General features: G+C 64.8%; 20 protein-coding genes. 13 read left to right on the top strand and 7 right to left on the bottom strand.

Features of this window, described 5'->3' with window-relative positions:
* Positions 1–122: 122 nt before the first annotated feature.
* From AC3WLT_RS26190 to panE, 13 genes are all read left to right on the top strand, one after another.
* Positions 123–3,590, top strand: a complete 3,468-nt coding sequence (locus tag AC3WLT_RS26190) for a transglutaminase family protein (protein ID WP_492594583.1) — start codon at positions 123–125, stop codon at positions 3,588–3,590.
* A 30-nt stretch (positions 3,591–3,620) separates the two neighbouring features.
* Positions 3,621–6,254 (top strand): circularly permuted type 2 ATP-grasp protein, encoded by a 2,634-nt coding sequence (locus AC3WLT_RS26185; protein WP_492594582.1) that lies wholly within the window; start codon positions 3,621–3,623, stop codon positions 6,252–6,254.
* Complete coding sequence (locus AC3WLT_RS26180) at positions 6,251–7,141, top strand: transglutaminase family protein (protein WP_492594581.1); 891 nt, start codon at positions 6,251–6,253, stop codon at positions 7,139–7,141. Before AC3WLT_RS26185 ends, AC3WLT_RS26180 begins: the two co-directional genes overlap by 4 nt.
* Positions 7,142–7,317: 176 nt before the next feature.
* Positions 7,318–7,740, top strand: a complete 423-nt coding sequence (locus tag AC3WLT_RS26175; RefSeq protein ID WP_492594580.1) for a MarR family winged helix-turn-helix transcriptional regulator — start codon at positions 7,318–7,320, stop codon at positions 7,738–7,740.
* Between the two features lie 79 nt (positions 7,741–7,819).
* The gene (locus tag AC3WLT_RS26170) at positions 7,820–8,242 is read left to right on the top strand and encodes a MarR family winged helix-turn-helix transcriptional regulator (protein ID WP_492594579.1); all 423 of its coding nucleotides are present in this window, start codon (positions 7,820–7,822) and stop codon (positions 8,240–8,242) included.
* 83 nt (positions 8,243–8,325) lie between these two features.
* Entirely contained in the window at positions 8,326–9,426 is a 1,101-nt protein-coding gene (locus tag AC3WLT_RS26165; RefSeq protein ID WP_492594578.1) for an HlyD family secretion protein, read from the top strand.
* Between the two features lie 5 nt (positions 9,427–9,431).
* Positions 9,432–11,015: a DHA2 family efflux MFS transporter permease subunit gene (locus AC3WLT_RS26160; protein WP_492594577.1), complete on the top strand. Its 1,584-nt coding sequence runs from the start codon at positions 9,432–9,434 to the stop codon at positions 11,013–11,015.
* 9 nt (positions 11,016–11,024) lie between these two features.
* Positions 11,025–12,455 (top strand): efflux transporter outer membrane subunit, encoded by a 1,431-nt coding sequence (locus tag AC3WLT_RS26155; RefSeq protein WP_492594576.1) that lies wholly within the window; start codon positions 11,025–11,027, stop codon positions 12,453–12,455.
* A gap of 105 nt (positions 12,456–12,560) precedes the next feature.
* Positions 12,561–13,745 carry a thiolase family protein gene (locus tag AC3WLT_RS26150; protein ID WP_492594575.1) on the top strand — a complete coding sequence of 395 codons (1,185 nt, stop codon included), beginning with the start codon at positions 12,561–12,563 and terminating at the stop codon, positions 13,743–13,745.
* 248 nt (positions 13,746–13,993) lie between these two features.
* Positions 13,994–15,271, top strand: a complete 1,278-nt coding sequence (locus AC3WLT_RS26145) for a NupC/NupG family nucleoside CNT transporter (protein WP_492594574.1) — start codon at positions 13,994–13,996, stop codon at positions 15,269–15,271.
* Between the two features lie 15 nt (positions 15,272–15,286).
* Entirely contained in the window at positions 15,287–15,676 is a 390-nt protein-coding gene (locus AC3WLT_RS26140; RefSeq protein WP_492594573.1) for a cytidine deaminase, read from the top strand.
* Positions 15,673–16,647 (top strand): nucleoside hydrolase, encoded by a 975-nt coding sequence (locus AC3WLT_RS26135; protein WP_492594572.1) that lies wholly within the window; start codon positions 15,673–15,675, stop codon positions 16,645–16,647. Before AC3WLT_RS26140 ends, AC3WLT_RS26135 begins: the two co-directional genes overlap by 4 nt.
* A 249-nt stretch (positions 16,648–16,896) precedes the next feature.
* On the top strand, positions 16,897–17,832 hold the full coding sequence (gene panE, locus AC3WLT_RS26130) for a 2-dehydropantoate 2-reductase (protein ID WP_492594571.1): 936 nt from the start codon (positions 16,897–16,899) through the stop codon (positions 17,830–17,832).
* A 154-nt stretch (positions 17,833–17,986) separates the two neighbouring features.
* Here panE and AC3WLT_RS26125 read toward each other — a convergent pair whose 3' ends face one another.
* The 7 genes from AC3WLT_RS26125 to AC3WLT_RS26095 all read right to left on the bottom strand — a co-directional run bounded on the left by AC3WLT_RS26125 (position 17,987) and on the right by AC3WLT_RS26095 (position 24,988).
* Entirely contained in the window at positions 17,987–19,033 is a 1,047-nt protein-coding gene (locus tag AC3WLT_RS26125; RefSeq protein WP_492594570.1) for an ABC transporter substrate-binding protein, read from the bottom strand.
* 97 nt (positions 19,034–19,130) lie between these two features.
* A complete protein-coding gene (locus AC3WLT_RS26120; protein ID WP_492594569.1) occupies positions 19,131–20,258 on the bottom strand; it encodes an NAD(P)/FAD-dependent oxidoreductase in 1,128 nt (375 codons plus the stop codon).
* Positions 20,251–21,720, bottom strand: coding sequence for an FAD/NAD(P)-dependent oxidoreductase (locus AC3WLT_RS26115; protein ID WP_492594568.1), 1,470 nt, complete (start codon positions 21,718–21,720; stop codon positions 20,251–20,253). Before AC3WLT_RS26115 ends, AC3WLT_RS26120 begins: the two co-directional genes overlap by 8 nt.
* On the bottom strand, positions 21,717–22,091 hold the full coding sequence (locus AC3WLT_RS26110) for a (2Fe-2S)-binding protein (protein ID WP_492594606.1): 375 nt from the start codon (positions 22,089–22,091) through the stop codon (positions 21,717–21,719). The genes AC3WLT_RS26115 and AC3WLT_RS26110 overlap by 4 nt, the downstream gene beginning before the upstream one ends.
* Positions 22,092–22,114: 23 nt before the next feature.
* Positions 22,115–22,909 carry an ABC transporter permease gene (locus AC3WLT_RS26105; protein WP_492594567.1) on the bottom strand — a complete coding sequence of 265 codons (795 nt, stop codon included), beginning with the start codon at positions 22,907–22,909 and terminating at the stop codon, positions 22,115–22,117.
* An 80-nt stretch (positions 22,910–22,989) separates the two neighbouring features.
* Positions 22,990–23,904, bottom strand: a complete 915-nt coding sequence (locus tag AC3WLT_RS26100; RefSeq protein ID WP_492594566.1) for an ABC transporter permease — start codon at positions 23,902–23,904, stop codon at positions 22,990–22,992.
* Positions 23,897–24,988, bottom strand: coding sequence for an ABC transporter ATP-binding protein (locus AC3WLT_RS26095; RefSeq protein ID WP_492594565.1), 1,092 nt, complete (start codon positions 24,986–24,988; stop codon positions 23,897–23,899). Before AC3WLT_RS26095 ends, AC3WLT_RS26100 begins: the two co-directional genes overlap by 8 nt.
* Between the last annotated feature and the right edge of the window lie 140 nt (positions 24,989–25,128).

The following is a 25,128-nucleotide window of genomic DNA, read 5'->3' as shown; positions in this document are numbered from 1 at the left end:
AGACGCGGCAGACTTCAAAGCAGGCTGTCATCCGGGCGGTACAGATAACTCACGCGGTTTTTCGATCCACGGCATGAAGCTTGCTTTTGGCGGGCTGCCATCCCTTGTCCCAGGAGTCCAGTGTGTCCATACGCGTCGCGTTGAATCATGTCACACATTATCGCTACGACAGGCTGGTTGCACTGTCGCCTCAGGTCGTGCGTCTGCGGCCTGCGCCCCATTGCCGGACCCCGATTCTGTCGTATTCGATGCGGGTCGAACCGGCCGAGCACTTCATCAACTGGCAGCAGGACGCGTTCGCCAATTATCAGGCGCGTCTCGTGTTTCCCGAGAAGACACGCGAATTCAAGGTGACCGTGGATCTGGTCGCCGAGATGGCGGTCTACAACCCGTTCGACTTCTTTCTCGAACCGTCCGCCGAGCAATTCCCCTTCGAGTATGCGCCGGGCCTCGCGCAGGAACTCGCGCCATACCTCGTCAAACGCACCCCGACGCCGCGCTTCGCCGATTTTGTCGCGAGTATCGACCGGACGCCCAAGCGCACCGCCGACTTCCTCGTCGAACTGAATCAACGCTTGCAGCGTGAAATCCGCTATCTGATCCGCATGGAGCCGGGCGTGCAGACGCCCGAAGAAACGCTGACCCATGCGTCGGGTTCGTGCCGCGATTCGGGCTGGCTGCTGGTCGAGACTTTGCGGCAACTGGGTTTGGCGGCGCGTTTCGTGTCCGGCTATCTATTGCAGCTCGCGCCCGATACCAAGTCCATCGACGGCCCGAGCGGCACCGAAGTCGACTTCACCGATCTGCACGCCTGGTGCGAGGTGTACTTGCCGGGCGCCGGCTGGATCGGCTTCGATCCGACCTCCGGCCTGCTTGCCGGTGAAGGGCACATTCCGGTCGCCTGCACGCCGGAACCCGGCAGCGCGGCGCCGATCTCCGGCGCGGTCGACGAATCCGAAGTCGAGTTCGAGCACATCATGTCGATCGAGCGCGTGCTCGAGACGCCGCGCGTCACCAAGCCGTACAGCGAAGAGGTGTGGAGCGACGTCTTGCAAATGGGCGCGCAGGTCGACCAGCAGCTGGGCGAGATGGACGTGCGCCTGACGATGGGCGGCGAGCCGACCTTCGTGTCGGTGCGCGACCGCGACGCCGCCGAATGGAACACCGACGCGCTCGGCCCCACCAAGCGCGGCTATGCGGTGGCGCTGATGGACAAGCTGCGCGCGCGTTACGGCGCGAACGGCTTTCTGCATATCGGCCAGGGCAAGTGGTATCCGGGCGAGCAGCTGCCGCGCTGGGCGATGTCGCTCTACTGGCGCGCCGACGGCGAGCCGTGCTGGCAAGACCCGTCGCTGTTTGCCGACGAACGCGCGCCGGGCGCCTACACCGCCGAGGACGCACAGCGTTTCCTCGCGCATCTGGCAGGCAAGCTGTCGCTCGACGAGGAGTGCATCCACGCCGGTTTCGAGGACGCCTGGTACTACCTGTGGCGCGAGCGCCGTCTGCCGGTCAACGTGGACCCGTTCGATGCGCGTCTGGACGACGAAATGGAGCGTGCGCGCTTGCGGCGCGTGTTCGACGCCGGTTTGACGAGCGCCACCGGCTACGTGCTGCCGCTCGCCCGTGAACGCGACGTGCCGCATCAGCCGCCGACATGGGTCACGGGCCGCTGGTTCCTGCGCGACGAACGCATGTACCTGATCCCCGGCGACTCGCCGATGGGCTATCGCCTGCCGCTCGACTCATTGCCGTGGGTGTCGAAGACCGACTATCCGTATCAGCACGCCCACGATCCGTTTGCGCCCCCGGCGCCGTTGCGCTCGGCCGTGCAATTGCGGATGCAGTACGAAGGCGAATCCCGCAACATGACCGCCGCCGACGCGCGCAATGCGGCTGCGTTGTCGTCTTCGGCGGCGGACTTGCTGAGCGGCATGCCGGGCAGCGGCGCGTTGGCCTACGCGCCGGACCCGCAGCGGGCGCCCGCCCGCGGAGAGTCGTCGAAGGAGACGATTCGCACGGCGATCTGCGTCGAAGCGCGCGACCCGAAACGTGCCGCCGGTCCCAAAGCGGAGACCGAGGCGTTCGGCAGCGGCGACAAGCTGCTGCATGTGTTCATGCCGCCGCTCACCGAACTCGACGACTATCTCGAGCTGCTCGCCGCAATCGAGGCGACGGCTGCCGAGTTGCGGATGCAGGTGATTGTCGAAGGCTACCCGCCGCCGCGCGACCCGCGCCTGAAAGTGTTGCAGGTGACGCCGGACCCGGGCGTGATCGAGGTGAACATTCACCCGGCGTCGAGCTGGGACCAACTGGTCAGTCACACCGAGTATCTGTATCAGTCGGCGCATGAAACCTATCTGAGCACCGAGAAGTTCATGACCGACGGCCGGCATACGGGGACCGGCGGCGGCAATCACTTCGTGCTCGGCGGCGCGACGCCGGCCGACAGTCCGTTCCTGCGCCGTCCCGATCTGCTCGCCAGTTTGATCGCGTACTGGCACAACCATCCGTCGCTGTCGTATCTGTTCTCAGGGCTCTTTATCGGGCCGACCAGCCAGGCGCCGCGCGTCGACGAGGCGCGTAACGACCAGGTCTACGAGCTGGAGGTGGCGTTCCGCGAATTGCAGCGGCAGATCGACCTGCTCGGCGGGCGCGAAAGCGCGAGTTTGCCGGCCTGGATGATCGACCGGTCGCTGCGCAACATCCTGATCGACGTGACCGGCAACACGCACCGCGCCGAGTTCTGCATCGACAAGCTGTATTCGCCGGATGGCCCGACCGGCCGCCTCGGCCTGCTGGAATTGCGCGGCTTCGAAATGCCGCCGCATGCGCGCATGAGTCTCGTGCAGCAGTTGTTGCTGCGCGCGCTGGTGGCGCGTTTCTGGCACACGCCGTACACGCAGCAGCTCACGCGCTGGGGCACCGAGCTGCACGACCGGTTCCTGCTCGGCACCTTCGTGAAGATGGATTTCGACGATGTGCTGGGCGAATTGAATGAGGCCGGTTTTGCGTTCGACAGCAGCTGGTTCGCGCCGCACTTCGAGTTCCGTTTCCCGCTGGTCGGCGAGGCGACGGTAAACGGCGTCGCGCTGACCATCCGCAACGCGCTCGAACCGTGGCACGTGATGGGCGAGGAGGGCTCGGCGGGCGGGACGGTGCGGTACGTGGATTCGTCGGTGGAACGGCTCGAAGTGCACGCGCTCGGCTTGAACGGCAACCGCCATGTACTGGCCGTCAACGGCGTGCCGGTGCCGTTGCAGCCGACCGGCCGCGTCAGCGAGTATGTGGCCGGCGTGCGGTTTCGCGCGTGGTCGCAGCCCTCGGCGCTGCATCCCACCATCGGTGTGGACGCGCCGCTCACTTTCGATCTGGTCGATACATGGAGTGGCCGTTCGGTGGGCGGATGCCAGTATCATGTCGCACATCCGGGTGGGCGCAATTACGAGACCTTCCCGGTTAACGCCTACGAGGCGGAAAGCCGGCGGCGCTCACGCTTCTTCGCGTCCGGGCATACGCCGGGGCCGCTCGCGGTGGACACGCCGCAGCGCAGCCTCGAGTTTCCGTTCACGTTGGACTTGCGCTACTGGTAAAACGCAGCAGAACTTTAAACCGACACGATCTTGGCCTTTCAATCGACTTTTCCCTTCGAAGCGTCCGCGGCGCGCGCGGACGCTTCATCCCTGCTGCGGCTGTTGCCGGCCTACGAAGGACACTGGGACGAGTTGCGCGACGTGTCGGGCGCGCTGCGCGAGCCGTGGCGGCAATTTTTCGAGCGGCTCGGCGAAGACGGTATCGCGCGGCTGGACCACAACTGTGCTTCGGTCACGCAGCAGGTCCGCGACAACGACATCAGCTACAACGTCTACGCGGACAACGGCGTGCCGCGGGCCTGGGCGCTCGGCCTGCTGCCGTTCCTGATCAGCGAGGCCGAGTGGGCGCATATCGAGCGGGGCGTGACGCAGCGCGCGCATCTGCTCAATGCGATCGTCGCCGATATCTACGGGCCGCAGACCCTGCTTCAGCGCGGGCAGTTGCCGCCCGCGCTGGTGTTCGGGCATCCGGGCTATCTGCGTTCGGTGAAGGGCTACACGCCGCCGGGCGGCCAGTACCTGCAAGTGGTCGCGCTCGATCTGGCGCGCCCGCCGAGCGGCGAGTGGACCGTGATGGCGCACCGCACCGAGGCGCCGTCCGGCCTCGGCTATGCGCTCGAGAACCGGCTGATCGTGTCGAGCCTGTTCGCCGACCCGTTCCGCACGATGCACGTGAGCCGCCTCGCGCCGACCTATTCGCAACTGATCGCGACGCTCGCGCAGGCGGCGCAGGCCACCATGCGGCACGACTCAGCGGCAAAAGATACTTCGCCGCATATCGCGTTGCTCACGCCGGGGCCGTTTAGCGAAACCTACTTCGAGCACGTGTTTCTCGCGCGTTATCTCGGCGTCACGCTGGTCGAAGGCAAGGACCTGACGGTGCGCGACGACATGCTGTATCTGAAGACGCTCGCCGGTCTCGAACGCGTGCACGTCGTATTGCGCCGTCTGGACGATGCGTTCTGCGACCCGGTCGAATTGCGCGCCGATTCCACCATCGGCGTGCCCGGTCTGTTGCAGGTGATGCGCGCGGGCAACGTGATCGTCTCGAATGTGCCGGGCTCGGGCTTCGTCGAATCGCCGGCTTTGCATGGTTTTTTGCCGGGCATTGCGGAGGTCCTGCTCGACGAAGATCTCGTGTTGCCGAGCGTGCCGACCTGGTGGTGCGGCGAAGATGCGGCGCGCGAGCACGCCTTCGCGCGTCTGGACGAAGCGTTCGTCGTGCCGACGTGGCCGGTCGCGCCGCGCGACGCGCCGCCCGGCGTCGAGCAGGGCAGGCAGCGGCTCGCGGCGTGGCGCGATCGCATCGAAGCCATGCCCGACACCTTCACGATCCAGCAGCCGCTGCGCTTTTCGTGCACGCCGCGCTACGAAGAGGGCACGCTTGGCCGCCGCCCCTCGGTGTTGCGCGTGTACGCGATCGCCGATTTCAACGGCGGCTGGCATGTGATGCCCGGCGGCTTCACGCGGATGGCCGCCGAACGCCAGGCGACCGTCTCGATGCAGTACGGCGGCAGCAGCGTCGATACGTGGGTGCTGTCGAGCCAGCCCACTTCGACCTTCACGCTGCTGCCTTCGCCGATGCAACCCGCGGACCTCGCGCGCAAGCATCGGACCGTGTCGAGCCGGGCGGCGGAAAATCTCTTCTGGGCCGGACGCTACGGCGAACGCTCCGAAAACAACGTGCGGCTCCTGCGGCTGATTCTCGACTCGCTGGAAGGCAACGATGCCGACGCGATGTTTCCCACGCTGGTCGAGCTCGCCGTCCACTGCGGTCTCGTGCAGGCCGGCGACATGTTTTCGCCGAACTCGCCGCAAGCGTTCGAGCGTGCGCTGGTCGCGAACCTGAGCGAGGCCACCGGCCCCGCGAGCATCGGCCAGAACCTCGCGTGGCAAGCGCGTTCGAATGGCGAGGTGCGTGGGCGTCTGTCGAACGATCACTGGCGCACGATTCTCGCGGCGCGTAACGACTTCCGCGATGCGTTGCAGGAACTGCTGCCGGCTACGGGCTCGAACGGCAATGGAGCGCAAGGCAACGGCCGCGCTGAGCGCATCGAGCGCATCGACCGTTATGACCGCGTGACGCTGATGAGTGCGCTCGAGCGCCTGTCGGTGCAACTGTCGGCGATCAGCGGCGCGCAAGGCGACCGCATGACGCGCGACGAAGCCTGGCGCCTGCTGTTCGCGGGGCGGCACATCGAACGCGTAGCGGCGATGACGTCGATTCTGCGCGTGGTCGCCGACAAGGGCCGGCTCGCCACGCCCGCCGGCTTCGATCTGCTGTTGCAGCTGTTCGACAGCACGCTGACGTATCGCGCGCTCTATCCGGGCCGCTTCGAAGTGCCTGCCTTGCTCGATCTGCTGGTCATCGAGCCGACCAATCCGCGCGCCCTGTATGGCGTCTATGAGCGCCTGCGCAAGAAGCTCGACGAGATTGCGGTGGCGGCGGGCAGCATGCGGCATCGTCCGTTCGCGGACCTGATGCCGCCCGCCGGATCGTTGCCGACGCTCGAACGTCTGTGTGCGACCGACGAAGACGGCGCCTACGCCGACCAGATCGCGGTCTGCGATCAGGTCGGCGGCTTTGTCGCCGCGGCGGCGCATGAGATCAGCGCGCGCTATTTCAGTCACGCGAGTACCGTTGCATCGCAGGTGTGGTCATGAAGAGCGCGCAAACCGTATTGTCCGTATCGCATCGCACCACCTATCACTACTCGACCTACGTCGAGACCGCACAGCATCTCGCGACGATCCGGCCGATCGTGTGCGCGTGGCAGCGCGTGGTGTCGCATAGCGAGCGGATCGAGCCGGAGCCGTCGTATCTGAATAGCCGTATCGATGCATTCGGCAACGACGTGCTGTACTTCGCTCTGGACGCTCCGCACGAACGCCTGCAACTGGTGAGCGAAACGACGGTGGCGCTCACGCCGCGCTGGACCGACCTCGATCCGCTCGCGACACCCGAATGGGAAGACGTGGCGGACGCGCTGCGCTTTCGCGTCGGCGGCCAATTCCGGCGTGAAACCGAATTCTGTTTCGCGTCGCCGAATATCGTGCCGCGGCCGTCGCTGCGCGACTATGCGTTGTCCAGCTTTCCACCGGGCACGCCGATCGCGGCGGGTGCGATCGATTTGATGCACCGGATTCACGAAGACTTCGAATACAAACCCTCCGCGACGATGTTCGATACGCCCGCCGACCGCGCCTTCGAGTTGAAGAGCGGCGTGTGCCAGGATTTCGCGCAGGTGATGATTGGCTGCCTGCGCTCGCTGGGTTTGCCGGCGCGGTATGTGAGCGGTTATCTGCGTAACGATCCGCCGCCAGGGCAGCCGCGGTTGATCGGGGCGGATGCGTCGCATGCGTGGGTGTCTGTGTATTGTCCAGGCAGCGGCTGGATCGATCTCGATCCGACTAACGACGTGCTCGCCGATATGGATCACGTGACGCTCGCGATCGGGCGCGATTACAGCGATGTGTCGCTGCTACGCGGGATGATTCTTGGCGGCGGGGCGCATCGGGTGGAGGTGGGGGTGACGGTGCTGGCGTTGTAGGCGTTGTAGTTGCAGTTGTAGTTCCCGGGTAATCCCCCGGTCTTCCAGTTCTCCAGCAAGTTCGTGTTCCGATACGCCGGCCGGCGTCTCTCCTGAGTCAAGACTTCGCCGCCGCCCACATGCGCGAATTCACAAAAAACTTGACTCTGTGCGTATGCACATATAGACTGCACAGCATGAACCGCCCTCTCTCTTACGACGAATGCAACTGTTTCGCGCTGCGCCAGGCGGCGCGGCACGTCACGCAGATCTACGAACGCCATCTCGGCCAGGTCGGGCTGACGGCCGCGCAGTTCACCATCCTCGCGAAGCTGGCGCGCACGCCCAATACGCCGATGGCGGACCTCGCGGACGCCATGGTGATGGAGCGCACTACGCTGGTCCGCGCGTTGAAACCTTTGCAGCGCGACGGTCTGCTGAGCGCCGAAGCGGCTGAGCACGACGGCCGCACGTATCTGTTCAGTCTCACGGAAAAGGGCGAAACGACCTTCGACCAGGCGGCCATCGCCTGGCGGGCCGCGCAGGACGAGTTCGAAGAAAAGTTCGGCCACGCGCGCGCGAAAGCGCTGCGCTCCGAGTTGTTCAGCATCACAGGCTAAAAGGCGCACAAGCTCGTTCCGGCGAGCTTCAGTACGTCTTGTTGTGTGCATACGCACTTTTAAAAAAGGAAGCGCGGCAATGAAAGGCATACTCGACGACGACTGCTTTGCGATCCGTCAGGCCGCGCGCTACGTATCGCAGATTTACGACCGCCATCTTGCGCATGTCGGCCTCACGATCACGCAGTACTCGCTGTTGGGGCGCTTAAGGCGTGAGGGTTCGATGACGATGAGGCAACTGGCCGAAGCCATGCGCATGCAGCGCACCACGCTGGTCCGCACGATCCAGCCGCTGCGGCGCCACGGGCTGGTGTCGAGCGAAACGCTCGGCCAGGACGTGCGGGCATTGTCGATTTCGCTCACTGCCGCAGGTGAAGCGCGGCTCAAGGCGGGACGCGAACATTGGTATGCGGCACAAGCCGAATTCGAGCACCGTTTCGGCGAGCAACGCGCGGCAGCATTGCGCGGCGAACTGTTCGCGATGACACGAGATTCCGTCTGAAGCCCGCAGCCAGCGGAGCAGGGCCGGCGCAGCAGAACCGCGCCGTTTTTTTCAGCCTAACCAGTGCATACGCACATTTAATCATGTCCACTACACCCTCGACTCTTGCACCGCCCAGCGCGGCCACTGCCGCCAAAGCCGCACGGCGTATTCCATGGATGCTGCTGGCGATCCTCACGGTGCTCGCCGTGCTGGCGATCGCCGCGTCGTACTGGTTTATCGCCGGCCGCTTTGTCGAAACCACCGACGATGCGTATGTCGGCGGCGACGTCACGGTCATGGCGCCGAAGGTGAATGGTTTCGTGACTGATGTGCTGGTGCGCGACAACCAGTTCGTGCGCGCGAACCAGGTGCTGATCCGGCTCGACGAGCGCGACTATGACGCCCGCCTCGCGCAAGCCACCGCCGAAGTGCAGAGCGCGCAAGCCGCGGTCATCGAATTGCAGGCGAAGAAATCCTTGCAGCTCGCCACCATCAACGAGCAGGCCGCCGAGGTCCGCGCCTCGGGCGCCGAGTTGACGCGTAGCGCGGCCGATCAGACGCGCTATCGCGAGCTGGTGAAAGACGATGCGGTATCGAGCCAGGTCGTCGAACGGGCCGAGGCCGATCTGACCAAGGCACATGCCGCGGTGGACCGCAGCAGCGCGGCATTGACCGCAGCGCAACGCCAGATCGCCGTGCTCGACGCGCAGATCGGCGACGCCCTGGCGCGCATCGCAACCGCGCAGGCCGCGCAGCGCGTCGCGGCTTTGAATGTCGAGTACACGACGATACGTTCGCCGATCGACGGCTATGTCGGCAATCGCACCGCGCGCGTCGGCCTGCTGGCGAATACCGGCGTTTCGCTGCTCACGGTGGTGCCGTCGAACGGATTGTGGATCGACGCCAACTTCAAGGAAGACCAGTTGAAGAAGATGCGCGTCGGCGACAGCGTCGATGTGGATCTCGATGCGTCGAGCAAACGGATTCGCGGCGTGGTGGAGAGCCTGGCACCCGCGACCGGCGCGACCTTCAGCGTGCTGCCCGCGGAAAACGCCACCGGCAACTTCACGAAGATCGTGCAGCGGGTGCCGGTGCGGGTGCGTCTGACCGTGCCGCAAGACATGCAAGGCGTGCTGCGCCCCGGTTTGTCGGCGACGGTGAAGGTCCATGTCGACACGAACAACGTACCGGCCCGCGGATAACGATCATGAGCCACGCCCATCCCTCCCATCCCGTCAATCCCGCGGATCAGCCGACGCGCACCAAAGTCTTCGCGTTTGCGCTGATGTGCCTCGGCTTTTTCATGGCGACGCTCGATATCCAGATCGTTGCGTCGTCGCTCAAAGATATCGGCGGAGGCTTGTCCGCGAGTCAGGACGAACTCTCGTGGGTACAGACGTCGTATCTGATCGCCGAAATTCTGGTGATTCCGATGTCCGGCTGGCTCACGCGCGTGTTCTCGACGCGCTGGCTGTTCGCGTTCTCCGCGCTCGGCTTCACGATCACCAGCATGCTGTGCGGCCTCGCGTGGGACATCAACTCGATGATCCTGTTCCGCGGCCTGCAAGGCGCGCTCGGCGCCGCGATGATTCCAACCGTGTTCACCACCGCGTTCGTGCTGTTCCCCGGCAAACAGCGGCTGATCGCGTCCACCACCATCGGCGCGCTGGCGTCGCTCGCGCCGACCGTCGGTCCGGTCATCGGCGGCTGGATCACGTCGCAATGGTCGTGGCACTGGCTGTTCTATCTGAACCTGGTGCCGGGCCTCGCCGTCACGCTGATGGTGCCGAAGTACGTTCATATCGACGAGGTCGATCTTTCGCTGCTGAAAAAAGGCGATTACCTCGGCATTCTGCTGATGTCCGGTTTCCTCGGCTGCCTCGAATACGTGCTGGAAGAAGGCCCGCGCAAGAACTGGTTCGGCGACGACGTGATCATTCTGTGCACATGGGTCTCGGCGATCTGCGGCTTTCTGTTCATCGTGCATGCGTTCACGGCGAAAGAGCCGATCGTCGATTTGCGCGCGCTGGCGATTCGCAACTTCGGCATCGGCAGCTTGCTGTCGTTCATCACCGGAATCGGGATTTTCTGCGCGGTGTTTCTGACGCCGGTATTTCTGTCGCGCGTGCGTGGCTTCGATTCGTTGCAGATCGGTTTGGCCTTGCTGTCGGTCGGCTGCTTTCAGCTGCTGGCGCTGGCTGCCTATTCGACGCTGGCCCGTGTTATCGACCTGCGCTTGCTGATGATAGCCGGGCTCGTGCTGTTCGGCGTCGGCTGTTATCTGTATGTGCCGTTGACGAATCAATGGGGCTGGCAGGAGCTGCTGATTCCGCAGGCGCTGCGCGGCATCGGCCAGCAGTTCTGCATTCCGCCGATCGTGACGATGGCGCTCGGCTCGCTGCCGCCGTCGCGGCTGCGCTCGGCAAGCGGGCTGTTCAACCTGATGCGCAATCTCGGCGGCGCGATCGGCATCGCCGTCAGCAGCACGATGCTCAACGATCGCCTGAACCTGCATTACGAGCGGCTCGACGAGCATGTGAGCGCCGGCCGTCCAATTGTCGAATCGATTTTGCGGCAGCAGAGCGCGCATTTCGCGGCAGTCGGCGGCGATGCGCTCAATGCGGCGAACGCGGGCCTCGGTGCCTTGCATGCATTGTTGATGCGCGAAGCGCTGGTTCTGACTTTTTCCGACACTTTTTTCGCGTTGTCGCTGTGTTTTGTGGTCGGTTTGCTCAGCGTGGCGTTTTCCCGACCGTTCGGCAACACCGCGCCGCCCCCTGACGCTCATTGAGGAACCCGCATGAAATCGATCGTTATGAAAGCGCTGGCGAGCGCGGCCCTGCTCAGCCTTGCCGCGTGCGCGGTGCAACCGGCCACGCACGCGGACCTGCCGCGCACGGTGCAAACCGTCGCGCCGGACGCATGGAACGTCGACGCGCCGCAAGACAGTGTGACCGCGCGCACCTGGTGGACGCAATTCGGCGACCCGGTGATGCATCAACTGGTCGAATCGGTGCTGACCGGCAATCTCGACGTGCAGGCGGCGGTGGAGCGCGTAAAGCAGGCGCAGGACCTGACGACGCAGACTCGCGCTGCGTTGTTGCCCGAACTGAACGCCGGCGCCACCGCTTCCGACGCACGCCAGAACACGCCGCCGCCGCTCGGTTATGTGCGTGAGGCCGGGGTTGGCGTGACGGCGAGCTGGACGCCGGACGTCTTCGGCGGCGAGCGTCTCGCGGTGCTCGCGGCGCAGGCGCAGGTGTCGGGCCGTCAGGCGGCCCTGAATCAGCTGCGTCTCGCGCTCGCGGCGAACACGGCGGCGGCTTATATCGATCTGCGCTGGGCACAGTCGCAATTGCAGATTCTCAGCGACAACGAGCAGATCCGCGCTCGTGCGTTGAAGCTCACGCAGGAGCGTTTGCATTTCGGGCTGTCGACGCAACTCGACGTTTCCCGCGCGCAGAATCAGTTGCAGGATTTGCAGGCGCAGATTCCGCGCGTGCAATCGATCGTGCAGCATCAGTTGAGTCTGATCGCGGTGTATTCGGGGCGCACGCCGGAAAGCGTCGACAACTTGCTGCTCGCGAATGCACGCGAGATTCCGGTGCCCGCGCAAAGCGTGCCGCAGACGCTGCCATCCGAAGCACTGCTGCAGCGTCCCGACGTCCGCAATGCGTATGCCACTGTCGAACAGCGCGCGGCGGAAGTGGGCGTGTCGAAGGCGCAGCGCTATCCGCAGTTCAAGCTCAATCTCGCCGACGGCCTGCTGGCGTCGTCGTATCTCGGCTTGCCGACGCTCACCGACAACCTGTTCAGCGCGGCATTGAGCGCGGCGAGTCCGATTTTCAACGCCGGCCGCATCACCGCGAACATCGACGCGAGCGAGAGCCGTATGCGCGAATCGCAACTCGGTTTGCAGCAAACCATGTTGCAAGCGCTCAAGGAAATCGAGGACAACCGCAGCGATCTGGTGAATGGCGCGGTGCAGGTGGAGCGCCTGGGCGGCGCGCTCGATGCATCGAATCACGCGCTGGGTCTGTCGAGCGAGCTGTACAAGGGCGGCGCGTCGAGTTTCCTCGATGTGCTGGCCGCTCAGGAAGCGTATCTGCGTGACGCGGAATCGTTGAACCAGGCCAAACGCGAGCACGCGCTCGCGGCCGTCGCGTTGTACCGGTCGCTGGGTGGCGGCTGGGATGTGCCTGACACGGTCACGGCCGCGTCGGCGAACTGATGCACGGGCGTCAAATGCCGCGGTAAATGCAGCGATAAAAGCAGCGGTAAAAGCAGCGGTAAATGCAGTGGCAAAACGCAGTCGTAGTCCAACTGGAGAGAAACAATGAGTACGCGAGAAGTGGTGATCTGCAATCCGGTGAGAACGCCGATCGGCGCGTTCGGCGGAGCGCTGAAAGATGTGCCCGCAACCGGACTCGGCGCGATCGCGGTGCGCGAGACGCTGCATCGCAGCGGTCTCGATGCGGCGGCGTTGGCGTCGGTGGTGATGGGCAACGTGATTCAGGCCGGCAACAAGATGAATCCGGCGCGCCAGGCGTCGATCGGCGGCGGCGTGCCGGTGGCCGTGCCGGCGCTGACCGTCAACCGCGTATGCGGCTCGGGCGCCCAGGCGATTGCGTCGGCGGCGCAGGAAATCTGGCTGGGTTTCGGCGACGCGGCCGTGGCGGGCGGCATGGAAAATATGGACCGTGCACCGTATCTGCTCGACGGCAGCCGCTGGGGCTACCGGATGGGCAACGCGCAAATCCATGACAGCCTGCTGCGCGACGGCCTGAACGACGCGTTTTCCGGCGAGCATTCCGGCTGGCATACCGAAGACCTCGTGGCGCAATTCGACATCGCGCGCGAAACACAGGACCGCTGGGCCGCGCGTTCGCAACAACGCTTTGCCGCGGCGCAGGCGCGCGGCGACTTCAATGCCGAGCTGGTCGCCGTGGAAACGCAGGGACGCAAAGGCCCGCAGCGTTTCACGAGCGATGAACAACCGCGCCCGGACACGACCGTCGAAACGCTGGCCAATCTGCGTCCGGCGTTTCGTCCCGACGGCACGATCACCGCGGGCAACGCACCGGGATTGAACAGCGGCGCGGCGGCGATGCTGGTCGCCGAGCGCGGATTCGCCGAAGCGCGCGGCATCGAACCGTTCGCACGGCTGGTGGCCTATGGCGTCGCGGCAGTGGAGCCAGGCATGTTCGGTCTCGGTCCGGTGCCAGCCGTGCAACTGGCGCTGGCGCGCGCCGGCTGGCAGTTGGGTGATGTCGAGCGCTTCGAGATCAACGAAGCCTTCGCTGCCGTGCCGATCGCGGTGGCGCGCAAACTCGGCATCGCGGACGAGCTGATCAACGTGCAAGGCGGCGCAATCGCGCACGGTCATCCGATTGGCGCAACCGGCGCGGTGCTCACTACGCGGCTGCTTCATTCGCTGCGCCGCGACGGCCTGAAGCGCGGCATCGTTACGCTGTGCATCGGCGGCGGGCAGGGGATTGCGCTGGCGTTGGAACTGATCTGAGCGTGGCGGCGCGGGCGGGAGCGGGCGCGTTGCCGTGTTGCCGTCATTTGCACGGAGCCGACGAACATATCGGCTCCGTGCAAGCCACGCGCTTTGCCGCCAATTTGCCGACCCTTCGCCGCCCCAATGCGCGTTGCATGACTCACGAGGTTTTATCAGCAAATCGACGTCGAGCTTCCATTAATATTTTTTCTCCAGCATCGGTTTCGTTTAGCATCGTTGCCACTTTCACAAGAACACAGAGAGACATGGCCCTGATCGCTCGAAACCTGCTCGGCATCGCCGTTCTGCTGCTCATCGCATTCATCTTCTCCACCAACCGCCGCGCTATCCGCTTACGAACTGTAAGCACGGCGCTGCTCGCGCAAATCGGCATCGGGGCGTTCATTCTGTTCGTGCCGATCGGCAAGACGATCCTCGCGGCCGCTGCGTCCGGCGTCAATCACGTGCTCGGCTATGGCAATGCGGGCATCGAGTTCCTGTTCGGCGGCCTCGTGCAATCCAGGATGTTCCAGGTCTTCGGCGACGGCGGTTTCATTTTCGCCGTGCGTGTGCTGCCGGCCATCATTTTCGTCACCGCGCTGATCTCCGTGCTGTACTACCTCGGCATCATGCGCTGGATCGTGATCGTGCTCGGCACACTGTTCCAGAAGCTGCTGGGCGTATCGAAGCTCGAATCGTTTTCCGCGGTCACCACGATCTTTCTCGGCCAAAGCGAAATGCCTGCCGTGGTCAAGCCGTTCGCGCGCGACATGACCGGCGCCGAACTGTTCGCGGTGATGTCGAGCGGCATGGCGGCGATTGCCGGGTCGGTGCTCGCGGGCTATGCAGGCCTCGGCGTGCGGGTCGACTATCTGCTCGCTGCATCGTTCATGGCCGTGCCCGGCGGCCTGCTGTTCGCGAAGATCATCCACCCGTCGACCGAACCGAGCCGCGTGCAGCTCGATAACCTCAACTTCGAGGAGAAGCGTCCCGCCAACGTCATCGAAGCCGCGAGTTCCGGCGCGACGGTCGGCCTGAAAATCGCCGTGATGGTGGGCGCGATGCTGATCGCGTTCGTCGGACTGATCGCCTTGCTGAACGGCGTTGTGGGCGGTATCGGCGGCTGGTTCGGCCACCCGCAACTGTCGATGCAATCGGTTCTCGGCGCCGTGTTCGCGCCGCTCGCGTATCTGATCGGCGTGCCGTGGAACGAGGCTGCACTGGCCGGCAATTTTCTCGGGCAGAAGATCATTCTCAACGAGTTCGTTGCCTATGCGTCGCTGTCGCCGTACCTGAAAGACGCCGCGAGCGTGAGCGCGGCCGGCCTGCGGGCGCTCGATCCGCGTACCATTGCCATTCTGTCGTTTGCGTTGTGCGGCTTCGCGAACTTCGCGTCGATCGCGGTGCTGACGGGCGGCTTCAGCGCCGTCGCGCCGGAGCGCCGTGCCGAAGTCGCGCGCTACGGCCTGCGTGTCGTGCTCGCCGCGACGCTCTCGAACCTGATGAGCGCTACGATTGCGGGCATGTTCGTTACGCTCAATTGAATCGAGGACCGCTGCATGAACATGGAACAACTGCTGGAACGCGCGGGCGTGGCCCGGGAAAAAGCCTACGCGCCGTATTCGAAATTCAAGGTCGGCGCTGCGCTGCTGACGAGAGACGGCCACGTGTTCGACGGCTGCAACGTCGAGAATGCTTCGTACGGACTGTGCAATTGTGCGGAACGTACGGCGTTTTTCAGCGCCATCGCCGCGGGCTATCAGCGCGACCAGTTCGCCGCGCTCGCCGTGATCGGCGACACGGATGGCCCCATCGCGCCGTGCGGCGCGTGCCGCCAGGTGATCATCGAACTCGGCGGCCCTGAATTGCCGATCCGCCTCGGCAATCTGCGCGGCGCCACGCGCGACACCACCGCGCGCGAACAACTGCCGGACGCGTTCTATCTATGAGCAAGCACAAGGTTATCTACGACACCGATCCCGGTGTGGACGATGCAATGGCGCTGGTTTTTCAGGCGCTGCATCCTGACATCGAACTGCTTGGTCTCACGAGCGTATTCGGCAATGCCACGATCGAGACCACGACGCGCAACGCGCGGTTTCTGACCGCGCGTTTTGCGCCGCACGTGCCGGTCGCGCAGGGCGCCGCAGCGCCGCTCAAACGCGCGGCGCCCGAGCCGCTGGCGTGGATCCACGGCGACAACGGCCTCGGCAACATCGCGCTCGGCACGCCTCACGAAGCCGTTGTCGAGACACGCTCCGCGCACCGTTTCATCATCGACACCGTGCGCGCCCATCCCGGCGAAGTCACGCTGATCGCGGTCGGCCCGCTGACGAACCTTGCCTTGGCGCTCGCCGAAGATCCGCAGATCGCTGAGCTCGTCAAGCAGGTGGTCATCATGGGCGGCGCGTTCGGCACGGATGGCGTGCTGGGCAACGTGACACCCGCCGCGGAAGCGAATATTCTCGGCGACCCCGACGCCGCCGATATCGTGTTCGGCGCACCATGGCCGGTGGCGATCGTGGGGCTCGACGTCACGCAGCGAACCATCATGAGTCACGACTATCTCGCCTCGATCCGCGATCGCGGCGGCGAGGCGGGGCGTTTCGTGTGGGACGTGTCGCGGCACTACGAAGCCTTTCACGAGCAAAGCGCGCATCTCGCGGGAATTTACGTGCACGATTCGTCGGCGGTGGCGTATGTGCTCGCGCCGCATCTTTATACGACCCGCAGCGGTCCCGTGCGCGTGCTGACGGACGGCATTGCGGCAGGCCAAACCATCCAGAAGCCGTCGGCGATGCCGGTGCCCGCGCCAGCCTGGGATGGCCGGCCGGCGTGCAAGGTCTGTGTGGCCGTGGAGGTGCCCGGAATGCTCGCGCTTTACGAGGACACGGTGTGCGGCACGCTGCCGGCTCGTTGATCGTTCTTTGCATCGGGCAGGAGATCGCGGGAGATCGTAGGAGACCGCACGGGCGCCGCCATCGATCCGACATGGGTCTGATATTGGTCTGACGTATGCCGCGGTGCATTGCAGCAAGCCGGTCCGGCACTCGCGCCCCGATGCGGATCTTCAATCTTTGCTACATTCTTCACAGGCACTGCGTACACGGCGCGCGAGGCGCGCCTGGCAGCGCGGAACGCGTGACCCAATCTATCGGAGAGGCGAAAGATGCGAATTCTAGTAGTGGGTGCGGGCGCCGTGGGCGGCTACTTCGGCGGACGTCTCGCGGCAGCCGGCCAGGACGTGACCTTCCTGGTGCGCCCCGGTCGCGCGGAGAAACTCCAGCGTGACGGTCTCGTGATCCACAGCGTGCGCGGCGATCTCACGCTGCGCGAGCCCAAAACGATACTCGCCGGTGTCAGCGCGGAGCCGTTCGACCTGGTGCTGCTGGGTTGCAAAGCCTACAGTCTCGACGACGCGATCGACTCGTTCGCGCCGCTGGCCGGCGAATCGACGCTGATTCTGCCGATGCTCAACGGTATGCGCCATATCGACGTGCTGACGGAAAAGTTCGGCGCATCGCGCGTATTGGGCGGTCAGTGCGTGATCGCCGCCACGCTCAACGCCGCACAGCAGGTCGTGCATCTGAACGAGATGCACGCGATCACATTCGGCGAACTGGAAGGCGGCACATCGGAACGCGTGCAAGCGATCGCCGACGCGATGACCGGTGCGAATTTCGACGTGGTGGTCAGCGACAACATCCTGCTGCGCATGTGGGAAAAGTGGGTGTTCCTCGCTGCACTGGCGGCCAGCACGTGCTTGATGCGCGGCTCGGTGGGCGAGATTCTGGCCGCGCCGGACGGCAAGCGCATCATCGAAATTCTGCTCGGCGAGTGCCGGGCAGTCGCCGAACACAACGGCTTCACGATGGGCTCCGACTTCGACGGACGGGCGACCCAGACGCTCTTCACGCCTTCGCCGTTGACGGCTTCGATGCTGCGCGACGTCGAAAACCATTCGCATACCGAGGCGGATCATATTCTCGGCGACCTGATCTCGCGCGGCGGCGACGCGCAGAAGGGCGAACACGGGCTGTCGTTGTTACGCATCGCCTATAGTCATCTGAAGACCTACGAAGCGCGCCAGACCCGCACGTCGTAGACCTCGGCGTATGCGGATAGCAGCTTGACGATCGGAGGTAAAGCATGCCGGGTCCAACCGGTTCGGTGCCCGCGCTGAGTTCGGCGGCGGCTCCAATGAAAACGCGCGCGCCTCGCAGCAAACAAGGCGCGCGGGTCGTTACAGCCAGGAAGGCTTAACGCTCGATCTGCCGGTTCCAGCGCGTATCCCACTGCGCGCGATGCGCATTGATCGTGTCCCAATCCACCACGGTCACCTTACGCACCAGATCTTCGACGTTGCCGAGGCTTTGCTGCATCGGCGGCGTCATCTTCGCGAGACGGTTGGTCGGAATCTGCTTGCCGGCCTCGGCGGCTTTCGTCTGAACCGGCGCGGACAACAGGAACTGCGCGAGTTTCTGCGCCAGTAGCGGGTCCGGGTCGTTATTCACCACGCACAGATCGACCAGCAGCAACACCGGACCTTCCTTCGGGTTCACATACCCGACCGGAATGCCCTTGTCCTGCAAATCGCCGACGGCGGTCGGCGTCAGCGGGAAGAGACCCGCTTCGCCGGTCTGCACCATTTCGGAAATCTTCGCCGAATTCGGCACGTACTCGACGACGTTCGGGCCGACCGTGCTCGCCCACTTCGTGAAGGCGGGTTCGACGTTCTGCTCGCTGCCGCCCATCAAACGGTTGATTGCGAGAAAGCCGTGCAGACCGAAGGTGCTGCTCGAAGCGGACTGAAACACCACTTTGCCCTTGTACTTCGGATCGGCGAAATCCATCCATGAGGTCGGCGGCGCCCAGCCTTTTTCAGCGAACAGTTTCTTGTTGTACGCGATACCGGTCATACCGAGTTGCACGCCCGCGCCCATGTCGTCCTTCATGCGCGCGAACGGATACAGTTCTTTGAGCACCGGCGCATCGTCGAGCTTCTTGCACACGCCCATGCTGACCGCGCGCGCCATCACGCCGTCGTCGAGAAACACCACGTGAATCTGCGGATTGGCTTTATTGGCGAGCAGCTTGGCGAGAATGTCCGACGAGGTGCCCGGCACCACGACCACTTTCACGTTGTTGGCTTTCTCGAAGTCGGGCAGCACCTGGCTCGTATAGGCCTTTTCCATCGGGCCGCCGTTCATGCCGATGTAGATGGTTTTGGTCTGCGACCACGCCGGCGCGGCTGCGCCGAACGCACACAACGCAGCTAGCGCAGCGATCGTTCTGAACAGTTTCATTGAGGGGCTCCTGAGTTTCGGCTAAAGGGCAATGGCTGGCAAATAAAGAGCAAATAAGCGGCAAATAAGCAGCAAATAAGCGGCAAATAAAGGGCAACTAGGTGACGGACGAAGTAGGAACGGCAGCGAAGCGGTCGATCGAGAAAGCGTCGAGCGGAGTCGCAGTCGCACCGTCGACGACGAGGTCGGCGAGGATTTCGCCGACGCCCGGCGCGAGCAGAAAACCGCCGCCCGAAAATCCGAACGCATGCAACAGACGCGGCACCGTGCGGCTCGCGCCGATGATCGGATTGCTGTCGGGCGTACTGCCTTCGACACCGCTCCACGTGCGGATCAGCAACGCATCGCGCAGCGCGGGCAGCAACGCGCACGCGTCGCGCATCACGGCGCGGGTCGTTTGCGTCGACGGCTGACCATATTCGCCGTCGCCATGTCCGCGTCCGCCGCCGATCACGCAATTGCCGCGCGCCACTTGCCGCGCGTAGATACCGCCGCCATACACGCCCAGGTTGTGCGTGATGAAGAGCGGCAGCGGTTCGGTGACCCACATGTTCGGATAGATGGGTTTCATCGGCACCGTTTCGCCGAAGTCACCCGCCACCGTGTTGGCCCACGCGCCGGCCGAGTTGATCAGCCAGTCAGCGCTGATGCGCGCATCGCCGGCGCGCAATTGAAAGCGCGTGCCGTCGTGATGGATGCCGGTCAGTTCGCTTTGCTCGCGCACGTCGGCGCCTGCGGCTCGCGCGGCACGCGCAAACGCGGGCGACACGAGACGCGGATTCGCATGGCCGTCGCTTGCACACAGCGAGCCGCCGATCGCGGCTGCGCCCAGCCACGGATAGCGCTGGCGGAACGCCGCGCCGCTTATCAACTGCACGTGCAGTCCGTGATCGCGCGCCATGTCGGCCCATGCTTCGAGCGCGGCGAGATCGGACTCGCTGCGCGCGAGCCGCAAATGCCCCGACACGACAAACTCGCCGTCGATGCCGATCAGTTCCGGCAAGCGGTCCCAGACGCGCCGCGCGCGCATCGCGAGCGGCATCTGTTCGACCGGGCGTCCCTGGCAGCGCACGCCGCCGTAGTTCACGCCGCTGGCTTGCGCGCCGCAATAGCGCCGCTCGAACAGGCCGACGCGCATGCCGCGCCGCGCCAGCGCCAATGCCGCCGATGCGCCGACGAGACCGCCGCCCGCAATCGCGACGTCGTAGTGCAGGGCGTCACTCATCGCGCGCCTCGTCGGGAATCCCGGCGACGCCGTCGGCGTAGAGCGCGGGCGACAGCGGAATCGGTTTGACCGGCGGCTGGCTGCGCAAGCGCCCGACGGCTTCGAGCGGGCGGCCGGTTTCGTCGGCGAGCAGCGTCAGCGCCGCTTCGCCGCACATGCGTCCCTGGCAGCGGCCCATGCCGACGCGGGTGAGCGCCTTGAGCCGGTTGATTTCGTTCGCCTCGCCAGCGCGGATGCAGCGCCGCAACGTGCCCGCATCGACTTCTTCGCAGCGGCACACGGTCATGCCGTCGGGCCATTGCGCCGCGCAATGCGCAGGCGGCGCGAACGCAATTTCGATGCCCGCGCGAAACACGGCGATGCGTTGCAGGCTGCGTTCGAGCGAAGCCGCATCGCGCATGCCGGAGCCGCGTGGATGCGCGATGCCGAGGTCGTCGAGCAAGGCCAGCGCGGTGCGGCGGCCGGCGAGTTCGGCGGCGTCGGCGCCCGCGATGCCCGCGCCGTCGCCGGCGAGATAGAGGCCGCGTACGGAACTGCGGCCGGCTGCATCGAGTTCGGGCAGCCAGCAACGGTTCTGCGTGTCGAAGCGGAAGCGGCAGCCGGCCAGATCGGCAAGCTGTGTTTCGGGCTTCAGGCCGAAGCTGATGCCGACCGCGTCGCATGCGAGCGTTTCGGTCCCGGTCCCGGTCCTGGTTCCGGTCCTGGTCCTGGTTCCTGCACCGGCACGATTCGCGCGCCATTCGATCGCATTGACGCCTTGCTCGCCGTGAATGCCGGTCAACATCACATCGCGTTCGATCCGTACGCCGCGCAGGGTCAGCCAGCCGACGTAATACAGGCCTTTGGCGAACGTCGACGGCAGCCGCGCGAGCTTCGGCGCCGCGGCGATCTGTTGCGACAGCGGGCTCGTGTCGAGCACGGCCAGCACCTGCGCGCCAGCTTTCACGTATTGATACGCGACCAGGTACAACAGCGGCCCCGTACCCGCCAGTACGACACGCTGACCGATCGCACAACCCTGAGCCTTCAACGCGACCTGTGCCGCGCCGAGCGTGTAGACGCCGGGCAGCGTCCAGCCGGGAACCGGCAACACGCGATCGGTCGCGCCGCTCGCAATGATCAGATGCGAGTACGGCACGCTGATCTCGCGTCCCGCGTGCAATGTGTCGAGGCGGCCCGGTTCGCACGCCCACGCGAGGGTGTCGGGGCGATAGTCGAGATGCGGCAGCAGCGTGGCCATCGTCGTGTGCAATGCGTCGGCTTTGTGCGCCTCGAAACCGTACAGGGCTTTCTTCGAGCGCTTGAAATTGCCTTGCAATGGCGGCTGCCGATAGATCTGTCCGCCCCAGCGCGCGTTTTCGTCGAGCACGACCGGTTTTACGCCGGCCGCTACGAGCGTTTCGGCGGCGCGCACGCCGGCCGGTCCCGCGCCGACGATCACCGCACGGCGTTCGTCGCTCATCGTGGGTCTCCGTTTTCAGCGGCAGCGGCAACGGTCGCGGCAATCCCGGCGAGCTGCGTGACGACGCGCATGCCCGCGCTAACCGGCGTGGAGCAAGCGCGCAAACGCGTGCCGTCCTCGGTGCGCATCCAGCAGTCCTGGCACGCGCCGATCAGGCAGAAACCCGCGCGCGGCGCGCCGCTGAATTCGCTTTCGCGCACGCGCCGTTGTTGCATTAACACGGCGGTCAGCACCGTATCGCCTTGCAGCGCGGTGGCTTCGTTTCCGTCGATAAAGAAGCTCAGCGGTTCGCGCTGCGTCTCGGCGAGGCGAACGAATTGCGCCTCGCGCCTGGGCACGGCGGCATCGGACAACGGCAGGTTCGGCGGCATGTGAGAGAGGGCAGTAGAAGGCATCAGTGCTGGCCGATCAGAATCCGGTTGAGCCCGTACACGCGATCGAGCAGCAGCATCGCGCCCGCGGTGATGAAGATCACCAGCGCGGACACCGAGGCCATCATCGGATCGATCGATTCGGTCGCGTACATGTACATGCGGACCGGCAGCGTGACGGTTTGCGGCGACGTGACGAAGATCGACATCGTCAGTTCGTCGAAACTATTGATGAAGGCGAGCAGCCAGCCGCCGGTAATGCCTGGCAGAATCATCGGGAAGGTGATGCGGCGAAACGTGGTCCACGCATCGGCGCCGAGCGAGTGCGCCGCATGTTCGACGCTGCGGTCCAGGCCGCTGGCTGAAGCCAGCACCAGCCGCATCACGAACGGCGTGATGATGATCATGTGCGCGAGCACCAGCCAGGCAAACGAACCGGTCGCGCCGATCAGCGCAAAGAAGCGCAGCAACGCAATGCCGAGCACGAGGCCGGGAATCACCAGCGGCGACAGCAGCAGGCCGTTCAGGAAGCCGCGGCCCGGAAAGCGCGCACGGCCGATCGCGAGCGCCGCGGGCAATGCGACGATCAGGGACAGCGTCGCCGAGGCAAACGCCAGCTTCAGGCTATTGACGAACGCCGAGATGAAATCGGGGTAGTTGAGGATCGCGCGGAACCAGCGCAGCGATACGCCGTGCGTGGGCAGCGTCAGTGTTTCGTCGGGCGTGAAGGCCACCAGCACGACGATCACGAGCGGCGCGAGCACGAAGGCAATGACGAGCGCGTGGAAAATCAACGCGATGGGGCCGTTTTTTCTCATGATAATTTCGCTTGTTGAGCTCGCTTGTTGAGCTCGCTTGTTGAGCTCGCTTGTTGAGCTCGCTTGTTGAACCCGATGCGTTAGCCGATGCTTCTGGCGTACTTGCGCTCCAGAACCCGGTAGTAAGTGAGCATCACGATCAGATTCGCGACCAGCAACAGGAGCGCGATGGTCGCGCCGAGCGGCCAGTTCAGCGAGCCGAGGAATTCGTCGTAGACAGCGGTGGCTGCCACTTTCAGACGCCGTCCGCCGAGCAGGCCCGGAATCGCGAAGGCGCTCGCCGACAGGCCGAACACCATCAGGCTGCCGGACAGAATGCCTGGCGTGAGTTGCGGCAGGACGATGCGGCGCAAGGTGGTGGCAGGCGAGGCCATCAGCGAAAGCGCCGCGTTTTCGGTTTGCGGATCGAGTTTCTGCAAGGCCGTCCACACGGGAATCACCATGAACGGCAGCATCACGTGCACCAGTGCGATGACGATCGCGAAGGTGGTGTATTCGAGCTTGTACGGCCCGAGTCCGACGAGACCGAACGCCTGATTCACCAGACCGTTGGTGTTGAGCAGCATGCTCCAGCCGAACGCGCGCACCACGACCGACACCAGCAGCGGCGCGAGAATCACGAGCAGGAACATCGAGCGGTACGGGTCGCGCATGCGTGACAGCACGTACGCTTCGGGCGTGCCGATCACGACGCACAACAGCGTCGTCAGCGATGCAATGCCGAAAGTGCGTGCAAAGATCGTGTGGAAATACGACGACTTCAGCACTTCCGCGTAATTGCCGAACTGGAACGCCGCGAGCGGACCGCTGGCCGGATCGAAGCGGTAGAAGGTCAGCACCAGCGTCATCGCGAGCGGCACCAGCACGAGTGCCGCGAACAGCAGGAAGGCGGGCGCGCACATCAGCCACAACGGCAGATAGGCTTGCCACGGTGCGCGGCGCGCAGGGCCAGGCTTCGTGCTGCTGTTGTCGGAAGCGGGCAGCGTACTAGCCATGATGCGCATCCCGTTGAATGAAGCGGATCGCCTCGCTATTCCAGTCGACGCCGACCGCCGCGCCTTCCGGGAGCGGCTCGGCGCCTTCGTTCTGGCAGCACACCAGCACTTCGCCGAGCCGGCAGTCCACGCGATACAGCCACTGGCTGCCGAGAAAGAAACGGCTCGTCACGGTGGCCGGCAGGCGTCCCGCGTTCGGCGCGCATAGACGCAGCTTCTCCGGGCGGATGCACAGCATCACCGCGTCGCCGACGCCGACGACGCGCTCGCGGACCGGCAGTTGCGCGGTGTGTCCGGTCTCGGCGAGGTCGTGTCCGAGGTCGATGCGGATCGCGTCGCCGTCGCGCGCCACCACCGTGCCCGGCAGCATATTGGCCTTGCCGATGAACTGCGAAACGAACCTGTTCTCGGGGCGCTCATAGGCTTCGTATGGCGTGTCGATCTGCGTGATGCGGCCGGCTTCCATCACCACCACGCGATCGCTGATCGACAGCGCTTCCGATTGATCGTGCGTGACCATGATGGTGGTCGTGCCGATCTTGCGTTGAATGGAGCGGAGTTCGAACTGCATGTCTTCGCGCAGCTTGGCGTCGAGATTCGACATCGGTTCGTCGAGCAGCAGCACCGGCGGGGCGATCACGATCGCGCGGGCAATCGCCACGCGTTGCCGCTGACCGCCGGACAGTTCGCGCGGAAAGCGATGCGCGAGCGTGTCGAGCCGCACCAGCGCCAGCGCCTCGCGCACACGCTCCTTGCGCTCGGCCTTGTCGATGTTGCGTATCTCCAGACCGAAGCCGACGTTATCGGCGACGCTCATGTGCGGAAACAGCGCGTAGCTCTGGAACACAATGCCGAGGCCGCGCCTGTTCGGCTTCATGTGCGTGATGTCGCGGCCGTCGAGCGTGATGCGCCCGCGCGTCGTCTCGACGAAGCCCGCGATCATCTGCAGCGTGGTGGTCTTGCCGCAGCCGGAGGGCCCGAGCAGCGAAACGAACTCGCCTTTTTCCACCGACAGGTTCACGTCGGCGACTGCCTGCAGATCGCCGAACGATTTTGCTACGTCCGTGAGTGTGAGGAACGACATGATCTGGCCTTTTGCTGGTTCGACACCGGTTCAATCGACAACTGTCTCGATGGAGCCGACTCTAGCTAGCCAAATTACGCCGCGTCAATTTCAAATTCCGTTTGCCGGTATAAGATTTGAAAAAATTCCGACCAACGGAA

The sequence above is a fragment of the Paraburkholderia sp. FW306-2-2C-D06C genome, from assembly GCF_058781505.1.
The sequence above is the reverse complement of the archived record's forward strand: the minus strand, read 5'-3'. Positions and strand labels throughout refer to the sequence as shown.